General features: G+C 66.6%; 14 protein-coding genes and 1 pseudogene. 5 read left to right on the forward strand and 10 right to left on the reverse strand.

Annotation, left to right across the window (positions count from 1 at the left end; all coding sequences use genetic code 11):
• Positions 1-233, forward strand: a pseudogene (locus tag V3B48_RS15960) (IS110 family transposase); the annotation flags it as partial.
• 45 nt (positions 234-278) lie between these two features.
• On the opposite strand, the gene phaC reads toward V3B48_RS15960, so the two are convergent.
• From phaC to V3B48_RS15975, 3 genes are read right to left on the reverse strand one after another with little or no spacing between them, the layout of a single operon-like run.
• Positions 279-1346, reverse strand: coding sequence for a class III poly(R)-hydroxyalkanoic acid synthase subunit PhaC (gene phaC / locus V3B48_RS15965; RefSeq protein WP_329894058.1), 1068 nt, complete (start codon positions 1344-1346; stop codon positions 279-281).
• Positions 1343-2419, reverse strand: coding sequence for a class III poly(R)-hydroxyalkanoic acid synthase subunit PhaE (gene phaE, locus V3B48_RS15970; RefSeq protein ID WP_049398210.1), 1077 nt, complete (start codon positions 2417-2419; stop codon positions 1343-1345). The genes phaC and phaE overlap by 4 nt, the downstream gene beginning before the upstream one ends.
• A 22-nt stretch (positions 2420-2441) precedes the next feature.
• Positions 2442-3056, reverse strand: coding sequence for a CDP-alcohol phosphatidyltransferase family protein (locus tag V3B48_RS15975; RefSeq protein ID WP_032130352.1), 615 nt, complete (start codon positions 3054-3056; stop codon positions 2442-2444).
• A gap of 344 nt (positions 3057-3400) precedes the next feature.
• Here V3B48_RS15975 and V3B48_RS15980 point away from each other — a divergent pair, with 344 nt between their 5' ends.
• On the forward strand, positions 3401-4051 hold the full coding sequence (locus V3B48_RS15980; protein ID WP_049398211.1) for a class I SAM-dependent methyltransferase: 651 nt from the start codon (positions 3401-3403) through the stop codon (positions 4049-4051).
• 343 nt (positions 4052-4394) lie between these two features.
• Here V3B48_RS15980 and V3B48_RS15985 read toward each other — a convergent pair whose 3' ends face one another.
• The 5 genes from V3B48_RS15985 to V3B48_RS16005 all read right to left on the reverse strand — a co-directional run bounded on the left by V3B48_RS15985 (position 4395) and on the right by V3B48_RS16005 (position 8643).
• Positions 4395-5759, reverse strand: a complete 1365-nt coding sequence (locus V3B48_RS15985; RefSeq protein WP_329894059.1) for an MATE family efflux transporter — start codon at positions 5757-5759, stop codon at positions 4395-4397.
• Between the two features lie 118 nt (positions 5760-5877).
• Complete coding sequence (locus V3B48_RS15990; protein ID WP_125893944.1) at positions 5878-6507, reverse strand: DUF2239 family protein; 630 nt, start codon at positions 6505-6507, stop codon at positions 5878-5880.
• Between the two features lie 125 nt (positions 6508-6632).
• Positions 6633-7121 (reverse strand): 8-oxo-dGTP diphosphatase, encoded by a 489-nt coding sequence (locus tag V3B48_RS15995; RefSeq protein WP_049462146.1) that lies wholly within the window; start codon positions 7119-7121, stop codon positions 6633-6635.
• 42 nt (positions 7122-7163) lie between these two features.
• Positions 7164-7673 carry a DUF1249 domain-containing protein gene (locus V3B48_RS16000; RefSeq protein ID WP_032130357.1) on the reverse strand — a complete coding sequence of 170 codons (510 nt, stop codon included), beginning with the start codon at positions 7671-7673 and terminating at the stop codon, positions 7164-7166.
• Between the two features lie 148 nt (positions 7674-7821).
• Complete coding sequence (locus V3B48_RS16005) at positions 7822-8643, reverse strand: pyruvate, water dikinase regulatory protein (protein WP_006452040.1); 822 nt, start codon at positions 8641-8643, stop codon at positions 7822-7824.
• A 145-nt stretch (positions 8644-8788) separates the two neighbouring features.
• Here V3B48_RS16005 and ppsA point away from each other — a divergent pair, with 145 nt between their 5' ends.
• The 3 genes from ppsA (at position 8789) to V3B48_RS16020 (ending at position 13106) form a co-directional block, all read left to right on the forward strand.
• The gene (ppsA, locus tag V3B48_RS16010; RefSeq protein ID WP_049422443.1) at positions 8789-11167 is read left to right on the forward strand and encodes a phosphoenolpyruvate synthase; all 2379 of its coding nucleotides are present in this window, start codon (positions 8789-8791) and stop codon (positions 11165-11167) included.
• Between the two features lie 160 nt (positions 11168-11327).
• On the forward strand, positions 11328-12101 hold the full coding sequence (locus V3B48_RS16015; RefSeq protein ID WP_049462144.1) for a hypothetical protein: 774 nt from the start codon (positions 11328-11330) through the stop codon (positions 12099-12101).
• Between the two features lie 111 nt (positions 12102-12212).
• Complete coding sequence (locus tag V3B48_RS16020) at positions 12213-13106, forward strand: mechanosensitive ion channel domain-containing protein (protein WP_049462143.1); 894 nt, start codon at positions 12213-12215, stop codon at positions 13104-13106.
• A 109-nt stretch (positions 13107-13215) separates the two neighbouring features.
• Here the strand turns inward: V3B48_RS16020 and V3B48_RS16025 are convergent, their stop codons facing one another.
• Together V3B48_RS16025 and V3B48_RS16030 are read right to left on the reverse strand one after the other, a co-directional pair.
• Positions 13216-14331, reverse strand: coding sequence for an alkene reductase (locus tag V3B48_RS16025; RefSeq protein WP_329894060.1), 1116 nt, complete (start codon positions 14329-14331; stop codon positions 13216-13218).
• 139 nt (positions 14332-14470) lie between these two features.
• Positions 14471-15346, reverse strand: a complete 876-nt coding sequence (locus V3B48_RS16030) for an EcsC family protein (protein WP_049398216.1) — start codon at positions 15344-15346, stop codon at positions 14471-14473.
• Positions 15347-15362: the final 16 nt, after the last annotated feature.

The raw sequence follows: 15362 nt of genomic DNA on the forward strand, positions 1-15362 counted from the left end.
AGGGCGCGCCAGTGCTGCGCCAGATGCTCTACATGGCCGCCATGGGGCTCAAGCGGTGTCGTCGGGGGCAACCGCTCTACGACGAGCTGTCAAAACGCGGTCACCCCAGCACCGCCGTCTTCAACATCCTGGCCAGAAAGCTGGCCAGGATCGCCTGGGGTGTCTTCAAAAGCGGCCGGGACTTCGATCCGGCCATGCTGAAGGTGGGTCAAGCCTGCTTCCAGCAGGCTTGACCACGAACATAGGATCTCGACTCTACAAAAAAAAAGAAACCGGCTTTACGCGTCGCGCGCTTTCAGCCAGCCATCGATCGTGGCCGGCACTTCGCGCTGCGCGCGACCGGACACGTAGATGCCGATATGGCCGCCACGGAAACTGGACTCAGTGTAATCCTCGGTGCCCAGGCGTCCACGCATCGCGCGCGAGGCATCCGGCGGCACCAGATGGTCCTGCTCGGCGTAGATGTTCAGTACCGGCAGGGTCACCTTCGACAGATCCACCGCCTCTTCGCCGATCCGCACCGTGCCGTTCATCAGCCCGTTGCCCTGGTAGAACTGCTTGATGAAGTCGCGGAACGCCTCGCCGGCCAGGTCCGGTGAATCGAAGATCCACTTCTCCATCCGCAGGAAATCCTCCAGCGCAGCCTTGTCATCGAGGATGTCGAGCAGGCCGAAGTACTTCTGCACGTTCAGGCGGAACGGCTTGAGCATCAGGTAACTGGCATTCATCAGGTCGGCCGGGATGTTGCCCAGCGTGTCAACCAACAGGTCCACATCCACCTGCCGCGCCCAGTGCGAGAGCATGTTGTCGGCGGTGTGGAAATCGACCGGGGTGACCATGGTGATCAGCTTGCCCAGCTTCTGCCGGCGCAGCGCGGCGTAGCACAGCGCGAACACGCCGCCCTGGCAGATGCCGAGCAGGTCGACCGGTCCACCAATGCGCGCGCGCAGCGCATCGACCGCGCCATCGATGTAGCGCAGCAGATAGTCCTCCAGGGTCTGGAAGCGCTCCGAGCGATCCGGGTAACCCCAGTCCAGCACGTAGACGTCCTGCCCCAGCGCCAGCAGCTTCTGCACCAGTGAGCGATCGGCCTGCAGGTCGACCATGTACGGCCGGTTGACCAGCGCGTAGACGATCAGCAACGGCGTGCGCCGGGTCGGTGCCTGTTCGCCGACGAAGCGGTACAGCACCACCTTGCCGTCGCGCCAGACTTCCTCGCGGGCGGTGACGCCATAGTCCACGTCTTCCACCTGCGGCAGCAGCTTCAGCCCTTCCATCAGCTTGCGCTGCATGGCCAGGGTTTCCTGCATCAGGTCATCGGCGTTGAAGCCCAGCGGTCCTTTCATCGGTCACGCGTCCGCGTGGAAGTACGGGGCGCTGCCTTTGGTGCAGCCCTTTTCGCAGGCGCCTTTTTCGCAGCCGCCTTCTTTGCCGGCGCGGCCTTCTTCGCGGCCTTGCGCGCGACCGGCTTCACCTTCGCCGGCGCCGGCTGTGCCACCGGATCGACCTCGCCCGTACCGGCCATGGCCACCACCTGTGCCTGCAGGCGGCGCAGGCTGCGCTCCAGCTCGGCGATGCGGCGGTGCGCGGCGTCCATCTCACTGCGGGTCGGCAGGCCGATCCGTTCACTCATCTGTTCCACCTCGCGCTGCAGGCCGGCGCGCAGCCGCATCTGCGCGTTGCCCAGCGCGGCGTATACCTGCTGGAACGGCTCGGACATGGCGACCTTGGCGTAGGCCTCCTCGGCCACTTCGATCCACAGGTCGAACATCGCGCGGGCGCTGGTCAGCTGGCTGCCGGGCTGCTCGTGCTCGGCCAGACGCTGCTCGAACAGCGCGAAGGCCTCGTCCAGTGCCTGCTTGATCTGATCGACGTAGGCGCGTGAATGCTGCTGGTATTCCTCCTGCGCCCGCAGCAGCGCCTGCCAGCGCGCCTGGTGCTCGCGGCCGGGCCCGAACGCCGGGCTCTGCAGCCACGGACCGGCCTGCAGCTGGAACTGCTGCAGCCAGGCGGCAAACTCCGGTACAGCGGCGCCAGCGTGGGTGCTGCCACGGGCGCCCTGCAGCATCCACTGCAGCATGCCGTCGCCCTGCCCCTGCACCGCCTCGCGCCAGGCTTGTGCCACGTCGGCACTGCTGGCGTCGCGGCCGGCGAAACGCGCGGCCACTTCCTGCATGGTTCCGTACCAGCTGCCCGCCTGTTCGCGGAAGCGGCGCACGGCATCTTCCGGCGCGCCCTGCCCCTGCTCGGGCAACAGCTGGCCCCACCAGTCGAACAGCCGTTGCCAGCTGCCGGGGTCGTCACCTGCCGGCGCACCGGGCGTGCTGGCGTGGCGCAGGGCATCGCCCCAGGCGCCGAAGTACTGCCGGGCCAGGGTCTCGAAATCGCTGCTGCCGGCGTCGTGGGCCGAGCTGGTCATCGCAGGCCTCCGCAGGGCTGGCTCATGGCTTGGGAATGCGCAGGGTCTTGCTGATCATCAGCGACCCGGACAAGGCGAACAACAACACCATCGGGTGCAGCTGCCACGGGCCGATCTGCCACTGGCCGAACCAGATGTTCTGGCCGATGGCATCGGTACCGGCGGCGATCGCCAGCACGATCACCAGCACCAGGCTGGTCGGGATCGGGGTGCCCTCGAAATACGCGACCTTGCCCTCGTCGCCGGCCAGCGCCTCTGCGGTGACGTTGTAGCGCGCCAGGCGGCTGACGCCGCAGCAGACGAAATAGCTCAGCACCAGCCAGTCCCAGCCGCCCTGCATGCCGCAGGCGTAGGCCAGCGCCGCCGGGGCCACACCGAAGGAGATCACGTCGGACAGCGAGTCCAGCTCGCGGCCCAGGGTGGAGCTGGACTTGCGCCAGCGCGCGATGCGCCCGTCGAGGGCGTCGAAAATGAAAGCCAGCGGGATCAACGCCATGCCGAACAGCAGGTAGCCGCGCTCGCCGTCCTGCAGGAAGCGCATTGCGGCAAAGACCGCACCGGTGCCGCAGAAAGCATTGGCCAGGGTGAACCAGTCGGCCAGCTGGAATTCGCGCAGCATCGAGAAGTGACGTTTCATGGAGTCTCACGGAGCATCAAGGCCCACAGGTTACCGCGAGCGCCGCCGCTGGCGACAGCGTTGGCAGGCCCCAGCCTTCACCGCTCCCTCACCTGTCCTCACCGGCGGTGAATTTTTCGCCACCCATCTTGACAGCCTAGGGGAGTGGCGCCTGTCGCGGCTTATCCACAAAGTTGCCCACGCGTAATCCACACCCCCTGTGGACAACCAGATCTCACCGACTGCGACGCTGGACATTTCCTCATCACCCCGAAGCGGGGTTTCCCTACTTCCCAAGCCACAAGGTCGGCGCTATGGTCACCGGCGGACCCGCCGCCGCCACGTCCGAAACTCTGCAACGGACGATGATGATGCTGGATGCTCCCACTCTGGCCGCACAGCTGCGGCAGCCCCATGGCGAGGCCGCGCTGGCGGTGGCCGACTCGATGAACCGCAGCAACGGCGCACTCAACCTGGCCGCGATCGGGCTGCTGGCCGTCGGTACTGGCGAACGGGTCCTGGAGATCGGCCCCGGCAATGCGGCCTTCGCGCCGCTGATGCTGCAGGCCACCGACAGCCACTATCTGGGTATTGAGCTGTCCACCGCCATGGTCGAGGCCGGCAACCAGCGCCTGGCCAGCGCCGGGTTGGCCGAGCGTGCCGCGATGCGACACGGCGACGCTCATGCGCTGCCGGTCGCCGATGCCGCGATGGATGCCGCGCTGGCGGTCAACACCCTGTACTTCTGGCCGAACCTGGCGCCGGTGCTGGACGAGCTGGCGCGGGTGCTGCGCCGGGGCGGCCGCCTGTGCCTGGCCTTTGGCGACGCCAGCTTCATGCGCAGCCTGCCATTTGCTGCCGACTTCCAACTGCATGAGCTGGACGCGGTGGAGCTGGCGCTGCGTGTGTCGGGCTTCCGCGTCTCGGCCTGGCGCAGCCACCGGGAATCCGCAGCCGGCAATGACGGCCAGATCCGCGAAAAGCACTTCCATCTGCTGCTTGCACAGCGGCGCTGAAGTGGTAGAGCCGGCCGCTGGCCGGCTGCCCCGGCCGTTCCGCGTTGCCGGCCAGCGGCCGGCACTACCCAGCCCGCACCCGCCGCCAGCGAGCGAAACAGAACACCTGCATCACCAGTGGCCGGCCCACCGCAGCCGCCGCGACGGCGACGATCCGGCCGCGTGGTAGAGCCGGGGGGGGGGGGGGGGGGGGGGGCGCGGGGGGGGGGGGGGGGGCCGCGCGGGGGGGGCGGGGGCGGGAGCGCGGCCGCCCCCGCCGCCCGGGCGCCGCGCCGGCGGGGTGGTAGCGCCGGCCGCTGGCCGGCTGCCCGGACCATTCCGGGTTGCCGCCCAGCGGCCGGTATTACCCGCCTTGCACCCGGCGCCGCCAACGCGCGAAACAGAACACCTGCATCACCAGCATGGCCACCAGTCCCAACGGCCACGCCCACCACAGCCCCGGCAGCCCATGCCGCGCCTGCAACCACACCGCCAGCGGCAGCTCCAGCAGCAGTACCGCCGCCATGCCCAGCAACGCTGGCAACATCACCGTGCCACTGCCTCGCATCACTCCGACCAGCACCGTGCTGCCCCCCATCGCCAGCACGCCCCATACCACCGTGCGCAGCTGCGATGCGGCCAATTCGCGCACCTCTGCGGCCGCCAGAATCAGCCCGGTCAGCCAGGGCGCCAGCGCCATCACCAGCAGCACCACCACGCTCAGCATCGCCAGCCCAAGCAGCACACCGGTGCGAGCGATGGCGGGCAGCCGTGCCGTACGCCCCGCGCCCATCGCATGCGCCGCGAGGATGGTGGCGGTGATCCCCAGCGACATCGCAGGCAGTTGCACCCAGCTCATCAACTGGTTGACCGCACCGTAGGCGGCCGTGGCCGTGTAGCCGTAGCGGTTGATCCAGCCCAGCAACACGATTTCGGCAATGGCCAGGCTGAGCATCTGCAGCGATGACGGTACGCCGATGCGCAGCATCGCGCGGATGAGCACGCCATCGAAACGGATGGCACGCAGCAGCTCACGTCCCGGCGCCAACGGGTGCCCCATCCTCTGCCACCGCCACATAAGCCAGGCCAGGGCCAGCAGCGAGGCAAACGCCGCCGAGACTGCCGCACTGGCCGAACCCAGCTGCGGCAGGCCGACCCAGCCGAGGATCAGCAGCGGCGTGCACAGCAGGCCGACCACCGTTGCCAGCAGCAGCGCATGCAGCGGTGTCTTCGCATCGCCCACCGCGCGGCTCACCGCAGTGGCCAGCCACAGCAGGAAGAACACCGGTGCCGTCAGCAACAGCACGCGTGCGTAGACAATGGACTCACTGAGGACCGCTGCCGGCGTGCCCAACGCCACCAGCAGTTGTGGCGCGAAGCCGCCGCCCACAGCCATCACCAGCACCGACAGCAGCAGGATCAGCGCCACCGCGCTGCCAGCCACCGCGCGTGCCTGCTGCGGGCGGCCCGCGCCCCAGGCCTGGCCGATCAGCACCATCGCACCGGTCGCCAGGCCCATTACCAGGGCCAACAGCAGGAAGAAGACCGGAAAGAACGCAGCCGCTGCGGCCACTGCCTGTGTGCCAAGCAGATGGCCGAGGTAGATGTTGTCCAGCGTGCCTGCGGCCAGCTGCAGCGCATTGGTCAGCAGCATCGGCAGCAGCAGGGTCAGATAGGTGCGCCACAGCGGGGGTGCTGCCGGAGGTATCGGATGTACAGGGGTGCTCATGGGGTTCTCTGGGCAAGGCGCCGCCCTGCCCGGCGTTTCCGCCAGCAAAGCAAGCACAGGGAAAGCAGGCCGTGGCCCGCGGTCAGGTGGCGCCGTCGCTCAGCAACGGCGCGATGGCTCAGCCGTCGGCGTGGTCCGCAGGATCGTCGAAGGCCAGGCGCAGAGCGTGGGCGCACACATCCGCGGGCCAACTCCGCAACGCCGCTTCCAGGCCCGCGCGGTCATGCGCGAACAGGACACGGATCGCCTCCTCGAAACCCGGCAGGTCACCGGCGATGGTCTGCAGGAAGTGATAGGCACGCTCGCTGTCACGACGCTGGCGGTCCTTGTCAGCACCGGCACGGCTGGCCGCCTCCACCAGCTTGCGCAGCACCACTGAGGCACCGCCAGGCTGCTCGGCCAGCCACGCCCAATGGCGCGGCAGCAAGGTCACTTCTCGGGCGACCACACCCAGCTTGGGGCGGCCACGGCCACGTGGGGTTGCGGGCGCCTCTTCGGCCGTGACGTCGGCATCCGTCTCCACGGCGGCGGGAAACGCTTCGTTTACCCGCGCCAGGAGTTCTGCGTCGCTGCCACGCGTATCGAAATCACGGGTGCGGCCGGTGGCGTTGTCGAACACCAGCAGCGGACCGGCAGCGTTGTCGACACGCAGTTGCTTCAGCGCCAGCGCGGCCACTTCCGGCGTACCGGAAGCGACCAGGCGATGGCCGTCGAAACAACTGAAGGGAGGAAGTCGGGACGCAGGCATGGCAACGGCATCAGAGGCGATGTGCGAATATTGCCCGGGTAATTCTCTCCCGTCAATATTGCCCGGGTATTAATTTGCCAGAAGAGCGTGCCGACCAAAGGTTGGCAGCTACCCGATTTCCCGGCTCACAGGCGGCTGAAGGACCAGCTCACCATGCGCCCGTCCTTGTACGGCATCACGCCGTGGAACGGGCGCGGGTCGGCGTCGAACACCAGCGGCAGGAAGTTGCGGTCGCCCTCCCACATCGGCAGGGTGTCCAGCTTGTCCAGGTCCACCCACTCCAGCGTGCCTTCGTGGTTGCCGCCGTGCGGGGTGCCCTCGAATCCATCGATGACGAACACGAAACCCAGCCAATCCTCGCCGTGCTTGCCGAAGCCTGGCCAGCTGATGGTGCCGCGCAGGCGCATGCCGGTGCAGTCGATGCCGGCTTCCTCGGCGATCTCGCGGCGCATGCTGGCCGCCACATCCTCGTCCGCTTCGATCTTGCCGCCCAGGCCGTTGTACTTGCCCAGGTGGTGGTCACCGGGACGGGTATTGCGGTGGATCATCAGCACCTGGCGACGATCAGGCGACAGCACGTAGCCCAGGGTGGCGACGATCGGGGTGTACGGCATGGGGCAGCATCCAGCGGCAGGTCAGCCGTGGATTATGGCCGATCAGCGCACCAGCGACAGGCGACGCTCGGCAGGCGCACTGGCGCCGTCGGGATCGCGGCGCAGGGTGGCGACACCGTGGCCACGCTCGGCCAGGTATTCCAGCCACTTGCCGAGGAAGGTGTTCATCCGCATGCGGTGGCTGATCAACTCCGCCGGCGGCGGATACAGGCCCATCGTGTCCTGCCAGCGGCGGCCGACGTAGCAATGGGTGGTCTCGGCCTGGCGCGCGTCACGGTACAGACGCACATAGGCCGACGGATCCGGCTCACCGGTGACCGGGTCGGCCAGGTCGTAGGTCAGGCGCAGTTCCACCGTGTAGCGGTGGCACTCGATCACGTCCAGGCGGACATCCAGGCCGTCGCCGATCGAGGAAATGTAGCTGCCCGCCACCAGTCCGGCCGGTTCGAACAGACGCACCAGATGGCGGTAGTTTTCCGCGTACAGGCCCATGAGCCAGCTCAGCCGGCTCAGGCGGGGAATGCGTTCGGTGCGGGGCAAGGCTCGGGCCATGGGTCGATCCTACACGTTGGTGCTTCAACGTGGGGGCGCGCACGTGCAAGCCAACCCCTGGGTAGTGCCGGCCGCTGGCCGGCAGCCCTGCATCGCGGCCGAGGGTTCATCGACCAGCCGGCCAGCGGCCGGCTCTACCAGATGAGGATCAATACAGCTCGCGCTGCAGCCCCAGCGTGGCCAGCACCTTGCTGGAAATCTCCTCGATCGAGGTATGGGTGGTGCTCAGGGTCGGGATCCGCTCCATCTGGAACATCACCTCGGCCGCAGCCACCTCGCGCTTGCAGGTGTCCAGGTTTGCGTAGCGCGAGTTCGGGCGGCGCTCCTGGCGGATCTGCTGCAGCCGGTCCGGGTCGATGGTCAGGCCGAACAGCTTGCGCCGGTAGTTGCGCAGACGTGGCGGCAGGCGGTCGCTTTCCAGGTCTTCGTCGGTCAGCGGGTAATTGGCCGCGCGCACCCCGTAATGCAGGGCCAGGTAGATGCAGGTGGGCGTCTTGCCGGCGCGTGACACCGCCACCAGGATCACGTCGGCATCGTCGTAGTTCACCGCGATGCCGTCGTCATGGGTCAGGGCAAAGTTCATCGCGTTGATGCGGCGGTGGTAGGTGTCGAAATCGACCATGCCGTGGGCCTGGCCGACCCGGGCCAGGCGCGGACTGGCCAGTTCACGCTCCAGCGGCTCGATGAACGGTGCGAACACATCCAGCATCAGCGCCCCGCTGTCGGCCAGGATCAGGCTCAGGCTCTGGTCCACGCAGGAGTTCACCACGATCGGCCGGACCTGGTACCGCTCCCCTGCCGCCTGGATCCGGGCGCAGGCTTCACGCGCTTTTTCGGGGTCGTCGACAAACGACATGCGGTCGGTAATGAAGCTGAACCCGGAGAACTGGGTAAGCAGGCTATGCCCAATGGTTTCAGCGGTGATACCGGTTCCATCGGAAACGTAGAACACCGGACGGATGGTCGACATGCGCGCTTTTACCCCCTACGAAGCCTAAAAAGGCCGCCAGCACAAGCTTGTGCCGACGGTACTCTGCCCGGCATCATATCGGCTTCTTCCTACGGACGCGGCCATTCCAGCCCGCCTCGGGCGATGGCCAAACGGAGCATCGCGCTTGAACGAGAACATCCTGTGGTTGCACGAACTGCGTCTGGCCGATCTGGCCCGCGTAGGCGGCAAGAATTCGTCGCTGGGCGAGATGATCGGCAACCTGGCCGGTCTGGGCGTTTCGGTGCCGGGCGGTTATGCCACCACCGCTGAAGCCTTCAAGGACTTCATCGCGCACAACGATCTGTCCAAGCGCATCTTCGACAAGCTGGCCACGCTGGACGTCGAGGACGTCAACGCGCTGACCGCAGCGGGCAAGGAAATCCGCACCTGGGTGATCGATGCCCCGCTGCAGCCGCAGCTGGACCAGGACATCCGCACTGCCTACGCCCAGTTGAGCGCCGACAATGGCGGCGGCGACGTGGCCGTGGCCGTGCGTTCGTCGGCCACCGCCGAGGATCTGCCGGATGCCTCCTTCGCCGGCCAGCAGGAAACCTTCCTCAACGTCACCGGTGCCGACGACGTCGTGCACAAGGTCAAGGAAGTGTTCGCCTCGCTGTACAACGACCGTGCCATCGCCTATCGCGTGCACCACGGTTTCAAGCATGAGGACGTGTTCCTGTCCGCCGGCGTGCAGCTGATGGTGCGTTCGGGCGTCGGTTCCTCCGGCGTGCTGTTCACCCTGGACACCGAGTCCGGCTTCCGCGACGTGGTGTTCGTCACCTCGTCCTTCGGCCTGGGCGAAATGGTCGTGCAGGGCGCGGTCAACCCGGACGAGTACTACGTCTACAAGCCCACCCTGCAGGCCGGCAAGCCGGCGATCCTGCGCCGCTCGCTCGGCAGCAAGGCGATCCGCATGGTGTATTCGGATGTTCCGGGTGAGCGCGTCAGGATCGAGGATACTCCGGTCGAACTGCGCAACACCTTCTCGATCAGCGACGAGGACGTGCAGGAACTGTCCAAGCAGGCGCTGGTCATCGAAAAGCACTACGGCCGCCCGATGGATATCGAGTGGGCCAAGGACGGTGTCAGCGGCAAGCTGTTCATCGTGCAGGCGCGCCCGGAGACGGTGAAGTCGCGCAGCCACGCCACCCAGATCGAGCGCTTCGCGCTGACCGAAAAGGGCGGCAACGTGCTGGCCGAGGGCCGCGCCGTCGGCGCCAAGATCGGTTCGGGCGTGGCCCGCGTGGTCAAGACGCTGGACGACATGAACCGCGTGCAGCCGGGCGACGTGCTGATCGCCGACATGACCGATCCCGATTGGGAACCGGTGATGAAGCGCGCTTCGGCCATCGTCACCAACCGTGGTGGCCGTACCTGCCACGCCGCGATCATCGCGCGCGAGCTGGGCGTGCCGGCCGTGGTCGGTTCGGGCAACGCCACCAAGGTCATCGAAGATGGCCAGCTGGTCACCGTCAGCTGCGCTGAAGGCGATACCGGCTTCATCTACGAAGGCAAGCTGGGCTTCGAGCGCACCACCACCGATCTGGGCAACATGCCGCCGGCACCGCTGAAGATCATGATGAACGTGGCCAACCCGGAACGTGCCTTCGACTTCGGCCAGCTGCCGAACGCCGGCATCGGCCTGGCCCGTCTGGAAATGATCATCGCCAGCCACATCGGCATCCACCCGAACGCGCTGCTGGAATACGACCGCCAGGATGCGGCAACCAGGAAGAAGATCGACGAGAAGATCGCCGGTTACGGTGATCCGGTCAGCTTCTACGTGGATCGCCTGGCCGAAGGCATCGCCACCCTCACCGCCTCGGTCGCACCGAACGCCGTGATCGTGCGCCTGTCGGACTTCAAGTCCAACGAGTACGCCAACCTGATCGGCGGCAGCAACTACGAGCCGCACGAAGAGAACCCGATGATCGGCTTCCGCGGCGCCAGCCGTTACGTCGATCCGAGCTTCTCGGCCGCCTTCGCGCTGGAGTGCAAGGCCGTGCTGCGCGTGCGCAACGAAATGGGCCTGGACAACCTGTGGGTCATGATTCCGTTCGTGCGCACCCTGGAAGAAGGCCGCAAGGTCATCGAGGTGCTGGAACAGAACGGCCTGAAGCAGGGCGAGAACGGCCTGAAGATCATCATGATGTGCGAAGTGCCGTCCAACGCACTGCTCGCCGATGAGTTCCTGGAGATCTTCGACGGCTTCTCGATCGGCTCCAACGACCTGACCCAGCTCAGCCTGGGCCTGGACCGCGATTCGTCGATCGTCGCGCACCTGTTCGACGAACGTAACCCGGCAGTGAAGAAGCTGCTGTCGATGGCGATCAAGTCGGCACGTGCCAAGGGCAAGTACGTCGGCATCTGCGGCCAGGGCCCGTCCGATCACCCGGATCTGGCCGAGTGGCTGATGCAGGAAGGCATCGAGTCGGTGTCGCTGAACCCGGACACCGTGGTCGATACCTGGCTGCGCCTGGCCAAGCTGAAGGCCAACGGCTGATCCGGCTGTAAGGCTGAATAAGGAAACCCCGCCTCGGCGGGGTTTCTGCTTTTGGGGACCAACTGGACCGATATGTCATTTGCAACTATTCCAGTAGGCGCCCTGAAATGGCCGACGCACACTGGAAGGACTGGAATCACTTGCCGGCAAGGTTCGCCCCATGACCATCCCGTTCGCACTTGGACTGTTCAACTACTCCGGCCCACTGGCAGGAGCGCAGGATTTCCAGAAGTTTCACGAGTTGGCTATATCCATGCTCGAAAAGCGTGGAGTAGAGGTCACCTACTTTGCGTCTGATGGAAAGGGCCACAGTAGCAAGTTGGCGAAGCTGGGCAATGCAGCACATCGAAGACTTCTGGCCAGTAGCTTCAAGGAGCTGACCCTCCTCAGCGTTGTCGCTGTACCCAAAGGAAGTGACGCGCCCGCGTATGATCTGACGGCATCAGTGGATTTCGCTTCCAGTCGTGAGCTTGGAACGGAATTCGTTCTGTTCTCCAAGGACGCTCGCTTTCCTCTGGAACCGCAGTCCTTCCGGGAGCTCCTGGTGGGGCTGATCGCTCTGTATGACTGGGACTTTGGCTACGTCACCCACCCGCCCTTCGAGCGGAGCCCGCAGGCCTACATCATGAGCTACTGCGATGGCACACAGCCGCAGGACGAAGAAGACCGCAACCAGATCTGGTATGACGCCCCGCCAGAGGTGCGCATGCACAAGGCCCGCAACATCTTCCCGCTTAGCCTGCTGAATCCAGTGCAGTTGGGTGTGTCCGTCGCGCCCGGCAAGACACTGGCGGCGATACTGCAAGGTACTCCCGGCTGCACGTTGGACGAACTGGTGCCCGGCCGCCTCTGGCTCAGTACGGTAGAACCGCACCTGGTACAAGGACTCCGCTCGCTGCTCAAGGGTACGGGCGCGTTGATCGAAGGCGGCTGACATCACGTTCATCCTGCGATGCCGATAATCTGCCCGCATGCAACCCCGCCTCTGCGGGGTTTTCAGTTCTTGGCGTTCTTGAGCGCCGCGCCCGTTCGACAAGGAGCCCGCATGATTGCTACTGCCCCACCCGCCCCCGCCGCAACACCCTGGTTCCACTCGCTCGATTGGGAACGCCTGCTGGAGACCTACGGCGTGCCATTGCTGGCCGCGATCGTGGTGCTGCTGGTCGGCATGTGGGTGGCACGTCGCTTGTCCAATGCAATGCCGCGCGCCACCGCGCGCATGGGCGTGGACCCGATGCTGGGCAATTTCCTGCGCAACGTGGTGTACGCCGCGTCGCTGGTGATCGTGGTGGTACTGGCAATCGGCACGCTGGGCGTGCAGATCACCCCGCTGCTGGCCGTGCTTGGCACCGCCGGCCTGGCGGTAGGCCTGGCACTGAAGGATTCGCTGTCCAACATCGCCTCGGGCGTCATGCTGGTGACGCTGCGCCCGTTCCGCGTGGGCGATGTGGTGACAGTGGCCGGACAGACCGGCACGGTGCGCGAAGTGCGCATCTTCCAGACCGTCATCACCGGTGCCGACAACCAGCACACCACCATTCCGAACACGCTGATCACCGCTGCGCCGATCATCAACCTCACCGCCGAGCCGACCCGCCGCGTCGAACTGGTGGTGGGCATCGGCTATGAAGACAACATCCAGCTGGCGCGCGACACCGCGCTGGCGCTGATGAAGGCCGACCCGCGCGTGTTGCAGACGCCGGCACCGGACGTGGTGGTGTACGAGCTGGGCGCGCACGCGATCAATCTCGGCATCCGCTGCTACGTGAAGTCGGCCGACTGGTTCGGTACCAAGGTCACGCTGCTGGAACAGCTCAAGCTGGGCTTCGACAAGGCCGGCATCAACATCCCGTATCCGCAGCAGGACATGCACCTGTACCTGCATGGCAAGGATGGCGGCGTGGTCGAGGCCGACGCGCTGGTGCGCGACAAGCCCTGATCCGGAGTGCCGACCAACGGTCGGCACCCACCCCATGTCCATATGCTGGTAATGCAGACCGCTGGCCCACGCACCGGTAGTGCCGGCCGCTGGCCGGCAGCCTCCGGGATCAGGCGGCGACGCTTTCTTCCAGCGTCGCGTAATCGGTGAACCCGACCGCACCACCGCCGAAGAACGTTGCGCGATCCGGCGGGTTCAGCTCCGCCCCCAGACGCAGGCGCTCCGGCAGGTCCGGGTTGGCGATGAACGGGCGACCGAAGCCGATCAGGTCGGCCCAGCCTTCAGCCAGTGCCTGCTCGGCGCGCTCGGCGGTGTACTTGCCGGCGTAGATCAGGGTGCCCGGGTAGATCAAGCGCAGCGCCTGCTTGAACGCCACTGGCATCAGCGGTGCGTCATCCCAGTCGGCCTCGGCGATGTGCAGGTAGCCCACGCCCAGCTCGCCCAGCAGGTGTGCCGCCGCCAGGTAGGTGGCCTGCGGCGTATCGTCCACCGCGCCCTGCAGGGTAGTCAGCGGCGCCAGGCGCACGCCAACGCGCTCACCACCGGCTTCTGCAGTCACCGCCTGCACGACCTCGCGCAGGAAACGCAGCCGGTTCTGCAGCGAGCCGCCATAGCCGTCGCTGCGCTGGTTGGCCTGCGAATCGATGAACTGGTTGATCAGATAACCATTTGCACCGTGAAGCTCGACACCATCGAAGCCGGCGGCCAGCGCATTGCGGGTGGCCTGCGCGTAGTCGGCGATGATGCCTGGAATCTCGGCCTCGGCCAGCGCGCGCGGCATCGAGTGCTGGATCATCTCGCCCACGCCCGCTTCCGGGCCGGCGCCGGTGGGGTCGACAAACACCTTCACGCCCTCGGCCAGCAGCGCCGACGACGACACCGGCGCGGCACCACCGGGCTGCAGCGCGACGTGCGAGACCCGACCCACGTGCCACAACTGGGCGTAGATGCGGCCACCAGCAGCGTGCACGGCGTCGGTCACCTGGCGCCAGCCCTGCACCTGCTCGCCACTGTGGATGCCCGGGGTCCAGGCGTAACCCTGGCCCTGCGGGCTGATCTGGGTACCTTCGCTGACGATCAGGCCCGCGCTGGCCCGCTGCGCGTAGTAGGCGGCCATTTCCGCGGTGGCAACGTTGCCGTCGGCAGCGCGCGACCGGGTCATCGGCGGCATGACGATTCGGTTGGGCAGGGTCAAGGCGCCCAGGCGGTGGGAGGTGAACAACATGGCGGACATCTCTTGCGGGGGGAGTGCCAGCAAGAATGGGGACCGCCTGCGAAAGGCAACAGGCGTGTTGTGGCAAAACAGTTGTGCCCGGCAGGCAAGGATGGCCTGGCATGAAGGCTCATCCATGCATGGCGTGGATCTACTCCAGGCGGGGTTCCATCCTGATCGTGCCATGCGCTACGCGGTCATAGCAGGTGCGCACCACGTCTTCGCCGTACTTGCGCTCCAACCGGCGCACGATGAAGTGGCCGCGCGCCATGTCCTGGTAGTAATCGGTGAACATCGTATTGAGCGTCGCACCGGCAGCGGCACCCACGATCGGCACCGCCTGTGCGGCGAATTTCTCGGTGACCACCACGCCGAAGCGCGCGGCTACCTTCTCCACCATCTTTGCCAGCAGCTTGCCGGCTTCCTTCGGTGCCACGCCCAGGGTGAGGTCGCGGCCGGTCACCACGCGCCCGGCCAACTCGGCCGACAGGTGGCGCATCACATCGGTGGTGAAGCCACGGGCCAGGTAGTAACCGGTCTCGCTGGCGTCATCGCGCGGCGAGTTGCCACCCAGCGCGAACACCTCCAGGCAGGCCTGGCGTGTGCTGAACTCGGACAGGTCGAACCCCTCGCTACGGGCCACGTCGGCTACCGCACGCATCATGATGGTGGTCGACACCGGCAGCTCGATGAACAGCGCGGCAAAGCCAAAGGCGCCGCCCACCGCACCGGAGGTCGCTGCGGCCAGCTTGTGCCAGCGGGTGGACGCCCCCTTGCCGGGGGTGTTGTCCATGCTCCACAGCGCCGCCTGCGCCGACTTGGTCAGCGCCGCCTGCACCGCGCCGTGGATGCGGTTGGAGACCGAGCTGGGCAGCGCCTTCACCGCGAACTCCAGCGGCGTGCCGACCAGATTGGCCATGCGCGCGGTCAGGGTCGGCGCTTCCAGCAGGGCCACCGCCCGCTGCAGGTCAGACCAGTCGCGGGCGTCATGGGCAATGTCGCGGGGAAGCAGGATGGGCTCGTTCATGGCGCTGATCTTAGCG

The organism is Stenotrophomonas sp. SMYL20, from assembly GCF_036320045.1.
In the GTDB taxonomy this organism is placed as follows: Bacteria; Pseudomonadota; Gammaproteobacteria; order Xanthomonadales; family Xanthomonadaceae; genus Stenotrophomonas; species Stenotrophomonas maltophilia_A.